We start from the raw sequence: 7,969 nt of genomic DNA on the forward strand, positions 1-7,969 counted from the left end.
ATACGCGAGCCGTCCGCGCGGCACACTGGCCCCATGTCCTCCCGTCGCAGAACCTGCCCCGAGTGCCGTCGCGAGATCGCCGTCGTCGCCGGGCGGTACGCGCGCCACGACCCTCCCGGCGCCCGGGAACACGGGGAACTCACCTCATGCCCCGGCTCGCGCCGCCAGGCGAGGCCCGGCCCGGAACAGCCCTCCCTGGACGGCTACGCCGTACCCGACTTCCCGGGCCAACTGCCCTTGTTCTAGGGCTGGTGCCCGGCGTCGTCAGTTCCCCGCCACCGACTTCACGGCCACGGACACCGGCGCCGGCCCGCTGATCAGCTCCAGCGTGAGGCCGGCCGTCGCGGGCGTGTCCACCAGCTCCGCCAGCACGGCGGCCACGTCGTCACGCGGAATCGGCCCGCGGCCCGTGTGCGCCTCCAGGCGTACGAGGCCGGTGCCGGCGCCGTCGGTGAGCTGACCGGGGCGCAGGATCGTCCAGTCCAGGGCCTTCAGCCCGCTCACGTACGCGTCCGCCTCGCCCTTGGCACGCAGGTACACGTCGAAGATCTCGTCGCCCTGATGCCGCGGGTCCGCGCCCATGGACGACACGATCACGAAGCGCCGTACGCCCGCCTTCACCGCCGCGTCCGCGAAGAGGACCGCCGCGGCCTTGTCCACCGTGTCCTTGCGGGCCGCCCCGCTTCCCGGGCCGGCGCCCGCCGCGAACACCGCCGCGTCGGCACCCCGCAGCCGCTCCGCGACCTCGTCCACGGACGCCGACTCCAGGTCGAGCACGACCGGTTCGGCACCGGCCGCCCGCAGATCGTCGGCCTGTTCGGCCTTGCGGATGATCCCCGCGACCTCGTCCCCGCGCGCGGCGAGCAACCGCTCCAGCCGCAACGCGATCTGACCATGACCACCAGCGATGACAGTACGCATGCCTTCGACCGTACGCCCGGACAGCCCCATCCGCCGCACGACTTGAACCACACTCCGACGCCACAGCCGGCGCCACACCCCGACGCCACACCCGCCACGGACCTACGACAACTGCCCCCGCCCCTGCCGCGGCAGCCCCAGCTCCACCGAAGCCGCCGAACTGCAGTACTCCCGCACTGCGCTGGTCCGCGCCACCACGCGCCCCCGGTGCACCACCACCCGGCTGTACGCCAGCGACAGCGCCCCCGCGAGCCCGTTCCCGCGCACTGCCAGCAACTCGGCCGGGAAACCGGCCTCCACCCGCACCTCCGGCAGCCCCAGCACCGCCCGCGCCGACCCGCTCACCGCGTCGTACGCCTCCTCGGGCGACAGGCCGTAGCGCGAGGCCAGCAGGAACGCCGCCTCCAGCGGGTCGCCGCGCCCCACGGGGTTCGACACGTCCCGCAGTGCCCCGCTCCCGGCGGCCACCCGCACACCGGCCGCGCGCAGCAGCCGGACCGGAGCCGCGCCCCGCCGGTCCACGCCACCGCAGCCGCCCTGCGGCAGGCACACCACCGTCACCCCGGCCGCCGCCAGTTGGTCAGCGGTCCGCGAGGCCACCTCGGAGGGCAGCCGGCCGAGATCGCCGCACGGGCTGAGGGTCACCCCAGGACGCAGCCCGCCCGCCATCGCCGCGAGCCGGGCCAGCCGCGCCGGGTCCCCGGCGTCCGTGTGCAGGTCGACGGGGCAGCCGTGCTCGGAGGCCACCTCCAGGACCGCCTCCACGTACCCCGTCGGATCCGGGTCGAGATCCGGCCGGCCGCCCACCACCGAGGCGCCCATCTTCACCGCGTCGCGCAGTACCGCCAGCCCGTCCGCCCCGGCCACCCCGGTCAGCACCCGGGGCATCGCCACCGTCGTCAGCTCGGCCAGGCCCCGCAGCGCCCGCCGCGCCCGCAGCACGGCCGTCAGCGCGCCCAGCCCCTGGACGTCCCCCACGCGCACGTGGGCCCGCACCGCCGTCGCCCCGTGCCCGAGCTGGAGCAGCGCGGCCTCGGTCGCCCGGCGCTGGACGTCCTGGGGCTCGTACGAGACCGGGCCCCGGGCGTCGGCCGACAGCGCCGTGTCGGCGTGGGCGTGCGGCTCGGCCGGGGCGGGCAGCAGCAGATAGCCGCCGAGATCCACTCGCGCCCCGCACGCGCGCGTGCCGCCCGCCGCCAGGCTGCCGGCCGTGCCGACCGCCTCGATACGCCCGTCGACCAGCCGTACGTCCACGGTCCGGCCGTCGGTGAGCCGCGCCCCGCACAGCAGCAGCGACGACGGGTCGGCCGGACCCGATGAGGACGACGGGGGCGGCGGCTGCGGCTGGCTGTCGGGCATCGCGCTCCTGGGGCTCGGCTGCGCACGCGAGGACGCATGATCACTCAGAGTGAGTCGAGCCTAGGACGGCCTCCCGTCCGTCGCGGGGAGGAGGCCAATAGTCGTACCGGCGTGGTCCGCCGTACGGAACGAGACCCGAACGGGAGGCGCCCACGAGGCCGCTGTGCGGACGGTGGTGCGGCCCGGGCGGGTACCCCGAAACGGATTTGGGCGAACGGCGGCGGAGCGTGTAATGTCTTCATCGCTCGCCCCAATAGCTCAGTCGGCAGAGCGTCTCCATGGTAAGGAGAAGGTCAACGGTTCGATTCCGTTTTGGGGCTCTGGTGTGAACGGTTCCCGTCGCGAGGCGGGGGCCCGATCACATCAAAGCGGTGTAGCTCAGTCGGTAGAGCAAGCGGCTCATAATCGCTGTGTCACCGGTTCAAGTCCGGTCACCGCTACTGACAGTAGCCGATTGCGGGGTCGGTCCTTCGATCGGCTACTCTTCTTGCGTTAAACAGTCCATCCGTTCGTCTTAGGAGCACTCACGTGGCTGCCACCGACGTCCGCCCGAAGATCACGCTGGCCTGCGTGGAGTGCAAGGAGCGGAACTACATCACCAAGAAGAACCGGCGTAACAACCCGGACCGTCTTGAGATGAAGAAGCACTGCCCGCGTTGCAACGCGCACACCGCGCACCGCGAAACGCGATAAAACAGGCTCGTACACGAGGCCGTTCCCGAGTGATCGGGGGCGGCCTCGCGTCGTTGAACGACCCGTACCGTTCAGTAAATGACCCGTACCGTTCAGTAGCGGAACCAGGAGGTGCCGGGCCATGGCGCTCGACCAGTCCTTCGTGGGACGGACGTACCCGCCCACCGAGCCCTACGAGGTGGGCCGGGAGAAGATCCGTGAGTTCGCCGAGGCGGTCGGGGACGCCAACCCGGCGTACACGGACGCGGAGGCCGCCAAGGCGCTCGGCCACCCCGATGTGATCGCGCCGCCGACCTTCGTCTTCTCGATCACCTTCAAGGCCGCCGGGCAGGTCGTCCAGGACCCCCAGCTCGGCCTGGACTACAGCCGAGTGGTGCACGGCGACCAGAAGTTCGCCTACCGCCGCCCGGTCCGTGCCGGCGACCGGCTCACCGTCACGTCCACCATCGAGTCGATCAAGTCCCTCGCGGGCAACGACATCCTGGACATCCGCGGCGAGGTCCACGACGAGGCCGGCGAGCACGTCGTGACCGCCTGGACCAAGCTCGTGGCCCGCGCGGCCGAGGAGGCGTGAGCGATCCCATGACGGCGAAGATCTCCTACTCGGACGTCGAGGTGGGCACCGAACTGCCCGCGCAGACCTTCCCGGTGACCCGCGCGACCCTCGTCCAGTACGCGGGTGCCTCCGGCGACTTCAACCCGATCCACTGGAACGAGAAGTTCGCCAAGGAGGTCGGCCTGCCGGACGTCATCGCGCACGGCATGTTCACCATGGCCGAGGCGATCCGCGTGGTCACCGACTGGACCGGCGACCCGGGCGCGGTCGTCGAGTACGGCGTCCGCTTCACCAAGCCCGTCGTCGTCCCGAACGACGACCAGGGCGCCGTGATCGAGGTCAGCGGCAAGGTCGCGGCCAAGCTCGACGACAACACCGTCCGCGTGGACCTCACGGCGACGAGCGCGGGGCAGAAGGTGCTCGGCATGTCGCGTGCGGTCGTGCGGCTGGCCTGAGACGACAGGCAAGACGAATGGCAAGTGAGTAAGGGGCGCTCTCCATTGCGGGGCGCCCCTTACTCGTAGGCGGCCGTCGACAGCCGCTTGACGTAGTTAGTGATTGAGTACTAACTTACTCGCATGGTCAGGATGAGTGCGGAGGAGAGGCGCGAGAGCGTCATCCGCGCGGCGACGACCGAGTTCGCGCGCGGCGGCTACCACGGCACCTCGACCGAGGCGATCGCCCGGCGGGTCGGGGTCTCGCAGCCGTATCTCTTCCGGCTCTTCCCGGGCAAGAAGGCGATCTTCCTGGCGGCGGCGGAGCGGTGTGTCGAGGACACGATCCGTACGTTCGCGGAGGCCGCCGAGGGTCTGGAGGGCGAAGAAGCCCTGCATGCCATGGCGAACGCGTACACCAAGGTCATCGCGGAGCGGCCCGAGCGGCTGATGATGCAGATGCAGATGTACGTCGCCGTGGCCGCTGCCGAGCAGGAGGGCGACCCCGAGTTCGGCGAGTCGGTCCGCGCCGGCTGGATGCGGCTGTGGGACGCCGTCCACGTGCCGCTGGGCGCCGACGTCGGCGAGACGACGACGTTCCTGGCCTACGGGATGCTCATCAACTGCCTGGTGGGCATGGGTTTCCCGCCTGAGCACCGCGTCTGGGAGGGGCTGTACCCGTCGGCGCGGGTCAAGGGCCGGCTGGAGAAATGACCGGGAAGGGCGCACGGTCGCGCTTTTTCCTGGGCGCGAAAGTTAGTAATCAATAACTAATTGACAAGCCAGTCACCTCTCAGGGGGAGAGATGTCACAGCAGACCGCACGCCGCGGGGGAGCCGCCTGGGCCCTCGTCATCACCAGCGTCGCCGGATTCATGGCGGCCCTCGACAACCTCGTCGTGACCACGGCCCTGCCCTCCATCCGCGAGGACCTCGGCGGGGGCCTGCACGACCTGGAATGGACCGTGAGCGCCTACACGCTCACCTTCGCCGTCCTGCTGATGTTCGGCGCGGCCCTCGGTGACCGGTTCGGCCGCCGCCGGCTCTTCACCGCCGGGCTCGCCGTCTTCACCGGCGCCTCCGCGGCGGCGGCCCTGGCGCCCGGCATCGACTCCCTCATCGCCGCCCGCGCGATCCAGGGCGCCGGCGCGGCGGTGATGATGCCGCTCACACTCACCCTGCTCACCGCGGCCGTGCCCGCCGCCAAGCGAGGTATGGCGTACGGCATCTGGGGAGCCGTCAACGGGCTCGCCGTCGCCTCCGGACCGCTGGTCGGCGGCACCCTCACCGAGCACATCTCCTGGCAGTGGATCTTCTGGCTGAACGTCCCGCTCGGTCTGGCCCTGCTGCCCCTCGCCCGCCTCCGGCTCGCCGAGTCGCACGGCACCGGCGCCCCGCTCGACATCCCCGGCACCCTGCTCGCCAGCGGCGGCCTCTTCGGCATCGTCTACGGCCTGGTCCGAGGCCCCGTCGACGGCTGGACCGGCTCGATGGTCCTGACGGGCCTGTTCGCGGGCTCCGCGCTCCTCGCCGGCTTCGTCCTCTACAGCACGCGCGCCGCCAACCCCATGCTCCCGATGCGGCTCTTCCGCTCCCGGGCCTTCTCCGGCATCAACGCGGCGAGCCTGCTGATGTTCCTCGGCATGTTCGGCTCGATCTTCCTGCTCAGCCAGTACATGCAGGGTGTCCTCGGCTACTCGCCCACCGAGGCGGGCCTCAGGATGCTGCCCTGGACCGGCATGCCGATGCTGGTCGCCCCGATCGCCGGCATCCTCGCCGACCGCATCGGCGGCCGCCCGGTCGTCGCGGCGGGCCTGTTCCTCCAGGCCCTGGGCCTCGGCTCCATGTCGGTCGTGGCCACGGCGGACGCCTCCTACGCCGCCCAGCTGCCCGCCCTGATCCTCAGCGGCATCGGCATGGCCCTGTTCTTCGCGCCCGCCTCGCACCTGGTGATGTCCAGCGTCCGGCCCTCGGAGCAGGGCATCGCCTCCGGTGCCAACAACGCCCTGCGCGAGGTGGGCGGAGCGCTCGGCATCGCCGTCATGGCCTCGATCTTCGCCGCGCAGGGCGGCTACGAGACCGGCCAGACCTTCGTCGACGGCATGCGCCCAGCGCTGGTGACGGGCTCCGTGGTGGTCGCCCTCGCGGGCGTCGCGGCCCTGCTGATACCGACCCGGCGACGCACCGAGCCGCAGGCCGCCCCGGCCCAACCGGCACCCGTGCTGGAGACCGCGTCCCGCTGACCCGACGAACCGAAGGAGGAGCGGTCATGCCCACCCTTCCCTGGACCGTCCCCCACACCCCGCCCCGCGGCACCGAGGTGCACGTCTTCGCCTCCCGCTTCGAGACGCGCACCCTGTGGGGAGCGCTGAGGTTCCTCGCCGGCACGCCCGCCGTCTGGCGCCAGGTGCGCCGCAGCCCCGGCGTCTACGGGGCGACCCTGAAGGCGAAGCCCCTCAAACGGACCTTCTGGACGCTGTCCGCCTGGGAGTCGAAGGCCGCACTGCAGGACTTCGTCCGTACCGGCGCCCACGGACCCGCTGCCCGGGGCCTCGCCCGGCAGATGAGGGACGCGAGTTTCACCACATGGCAGGCGAGCAGCGACGACCTCCCGCTCTCCTGGCCGGAGGCGATGGACCGCCTCCGCTGAACGGCACCACGCGCGCGTGCGGCCCCCGTCTCCCGGACGGGGGCCGCACGCACGCGTGCCGGAGCCTGTCAGTGCCGTCTCGTACTCTTGAGCCCGTGCAGGAACTCCACGACGCCCCCCTCGCCCCGCTGACCACCTTCCGGCTGGGCGGCCCCGCGACCCGGCTGGTCACCGCGACGACGGACGACGAGGTGATCGCCGTCGTACGGGAAGCCGACGAGACGGGCACCCCGCTGCTCCTCATCGGCGGCGGCTCGAACCTCGTCATCGGCGACAAGGGCTTCGAGGGCACGGCCCTCGTCATCGCCACCAAGGGCTACTCCCTCGACGGCACGCGGCTGGAGCTGGCCGCCGGCGAGGTGTGGACCGACGCCGTCGCCCGCACGGTGGAGGCGGGACTGGCCGGCATCGAGTGCCTGGCCGGTATCCCCGGCTCGGCGGGCGCGACCCCCATCCAGAACGTCGGGGCGTACGGCCAGGAGGTCTCCTCGACGATCACGGAGGTCGTCGCCTACGACCGCCGGACCGGCGAGACGGTCACCCTGACCAACGAGGACTGCGCCTTCACCTACCGCCACAGCCGCTTCAAGTCCGCCCCGGAGCGCTACGTGGTCCTGCGCGTCCGCTTCGCTCTGGAGGACGCCGGCGGCCTCTCGGCCCCCCTCAGGTACGCCGAGACGGCCCGGGCGCTCGGTGTCGAAGCCGGCGACCGCGTCTCGCTCGCCTCGGCCCGCGACACGGTGCTCAAGCTGCGCGCCGGCAAGGGCATGGTCCTGGACCCCGAGGACCACGACACCTGGTCGGCCGGCTCCTTCTTCACCAACCCGATCCTCACGGACGCCGATTTCGCGACGTTCCGCGCGCGGGTGCGGGAGCGCCTCGGCGAGGGGGTGGAGCCGCCCGCGTATCCCGCGGGGGAGGGCCGCACCAAGACCTCCGCGGCCTGGCTGATCGACAAGGCGGGCTTCACGAAGGGGTACGGCGACGGGCCGGCCCGCATCTCCACGAAGCACACGCTGGCGCTCACCAACCGGGGTACGGCGGCCACGGAGGATCTGCTCGCCCTGGCCCGCGAGGTGGTGGCCGGGGTCCGCGAGGCCTTCGGGATCACGCTGGTGAACGAGCCGGTGACGGTGGGAGTGAGCCTGTAGGCACCCGGTGTCGGGGCCGGGGCCGGGTAGGTCCGCAGCCCGGCGTAGCGGCGGCCTGCGGCAGCTGAACCGGAGGGGTTTCGCAGCCCGGCGTTGCGGGGTGCCGCTGCGCCCACCCGTGCCGCCCCAAGCGGCACGACTGCCCGCAGCTAAGCGGACCGCCCCCGGCGCGGCCCCGACCCACCACCGCCGCGACGGCGCTACGC

At 72.1% G+C, this 7,969-nt stretch carries 10 protein-coding genes and 2 tRNA genes; 10 read left to right on the forward strand and 2 right to left on the reverse strand.

Annotation, left to right across the window (positions count from 1 at the left end; translation table 11 throughout):
* The first annotated feature begins 33 nt into the window (after window positions 1-33).
* Window positions 34-246: a hypothetical protein gene (locus CCL05_RS27710; RefSeq protein WP_020275027.1), complete on the forward strand. Its 213-nt coding sequence runs from the start codon at window positions 34-36 to the stop codon at window positions 244-246.
* Between the two features lie 18 nt (window positions 247-264).
* On the opposite strand, the gene CCL05_RS27715 is transcribed toward CCL05_RS27710, so the two are convergent.
* Both CCL05_RS27715 and CCL05_RS27720 read right to left on the reverse strand, forming a co-directional pair.
* Window positions 265-921, reverse strand: coding sequence for an NAD(P)H-binding protein (locus CCL05_RS27715; RefSeq protein WP_086563259.1), 657 nt, complete (start codon window positions 919-921; stop codon window positions 265-267).
* Window positions 922-1,023: 102 nt separating this feature from the next.
* On the reverse strand, window positions 1,024-2,280 hold the full coding sequence (locus tag CCL05_RS27720) for an amidohydrolase family protein (RefSeq protein ID WP_086563248.1): 1,257 nt from the start codon (window positions 2,278-2,280) through the stop codon (window positions 1,024-1,026).
* A gap of 247 nt (window positions 2,281-2,527) precedes the next feature.
* On the opposite strand from CCL05_RS27720, the gene CCL05_RS27725 reads away from it, so the two are divergent.
* From CCL05_RS27725 to CCL05_RS27765, 9 genes are all read left to right on the forward strand, one after another.
* Window positions 2,528-2,600: transfer RNA gene (locus CCL05_RS27725), tRNA-Thr, on the forward strand.
* Between the two features lie 47 nt (window positions 2,601-2,647).
* Window positions 2,648-2,720 (forward strand) — tRNA-Met (locus tag CCL05_RS27730).
* Between the two features lie 88 nt (window positions 2,721-2,808).
* Complete coding sequence (gene rpmG / locus CCL05_RS27735; RefSeq protein ID WP_003948671.1) at window positions 2,809-2,973, forward strand: 50S ribosomal protein L33; 165 nt, start codon at window positions 2,809-2,811, stop codon at window positions 2,971-2,973.
* A 121-nt stretch (window positions 2,974-3,094) separates the two neighbouring features.
* A complete protein-coding gene (locus CCL05_RS27740; protein WP_086563250.1) occupies window positions 3,095-3,547 on the forward strand; it encodes a MaoC family dehydratase N-terminal domain-containing protein in 453 nt (150 codons plus the stop codon).
* A gap of 8 nt (window positions 3,548-3,555) precedes the next feature.
* Window positions 3,556-3,984 (forward strand): MaoC family dehydratase, encoded by a 429-nt coding sequence (locus tag CCL05_RS27745; RefSeq protein WP_086563251.1) that lies wholly within the window; start codon window positions 3,556-3,558, stop codon window positions 3,982-3,984.
* Window positions 3,985-4,107: 123 nt separating this feature from the next.
* Entirely contained in the window at window positions 4,108-4,677 is a 570-nt protein-coding gene (locus tag CCL05_RS27750) for a TetR/AcrR family transcriptional regulator (RefSeq protein ID WP_208641635.1), read from the forward strand.
* A 91-nt stretch (window positions 4,678-4,768) separates the two neighbouring features.
* Window positions 4,769-6,205, forward strand: coding sequence for an MFS transporter (locus tag CCL05_RS27755; protein WP_086563253.1), 1,437 nt, complete (start codon window positions 4,769-4,771; stop codon window positions 6,203-6,205).
* A gap of 26 nt (window positions 6,206-6,231) precedes the next feature.
* Window positions 6,232-6,612: a DUF3291 domain-containing protein gene (locus tag CCL05_RS27760; protein ID WP_086563254.1), complete on the forward strand. Its 381-nt coding sequence runs from the start codon at window positions 6,232-6,234 to the stop codon at window positions 6,610-6,612.
* A gap of 95 nt (window positions 6,613-6,707) precedes the next feature.
* Window positions 6,708-7,763 (forward strand): UDP-N-acetylmuramate dehydrogenase, encoded by a 1,056-nt coding sequence (locus CCL05_RS27765; RefSeq protein ID WP_086563256.1) that lies wholly within the window; start codon window positions 6,708-6,710, stop codon window positions 7,761-7,763.
* Window positions 7,764-7,969 lie beyond the last annotated feature (206 nt).

Origin of the sequence: Streptomyces africanus (assembly GCF_002150735.1) — a bacterium.
Lineage (GTDB): Bacteria > Actinomycetota > Actinomycetes > Streptomycetales > Streptomycetaceae > Streptomyces > Streptomyces africanus.

What these genes read in the sequence shown, in the direction of transcription:
- CCL05_RS27755 (WP_086563253.1), top strand. Translation starts at nt 4,769, where the DNA reads ATGTCACAGCAGACCGCACGCCGCGGGGGAGCCGCCTGGGCCCTCGTC.
- CCL05_RS27750 (WP_208641635.1), top strand. Translation starts at nt 4,108, where the DNA reads ATGGTCAGGATGAGTGCGGAGGAGAGGCGCGAGAGCGTCATCCGCGCG.
- CCL05_RS27760 (WP_086563254.1), top strand. Translation starts at nt 6,232, where the DNA reads ATGCCCACCCTTCCCTGGACCGTCCCCCACACCCCGCCCCGCGGCACC.
- CCL05_RS27715 (WP_086563259.1), bottom strand. Translation starts at nt 921, where the DNA reads ATGCGTACTGTCATCGCTGGTGGTCATGGTCAGATCGCGTTGCGGCTG.
- CCL05_RS27745 (WP_086563251.1), top strand. Translation starts at nt 3,556, where the DNA reads ATGACGGCGAAGATCTCCTACTCGGACGTCGAGGTGGGCACCGAACTG.
- CCL05_RS27710 (WP_020275027.1), top strand. Translation starts at nt 34, where the DNA reads ATGTCCTCCCGTCGCAGAACCTGCCCCGAGTGCCGTCGCGAGATCGCC.
- CCL05_RS27740 (WP_086563250.1), top strand. Translation starts at nt 3,095, where the DNA reads ATGGCGCTCGACCAGTCCTTCGTGGGACGGACGTACCCGCCCACCGAG.
- CCL05_RS27720 (WP_086563248.1), bottom strand. Translation starts at nt 2,280, where the DNA reads ATGCCCGACAGCCAGCCGCAGCCGCCGCCCCCGTCGTCCTCATCGGGT.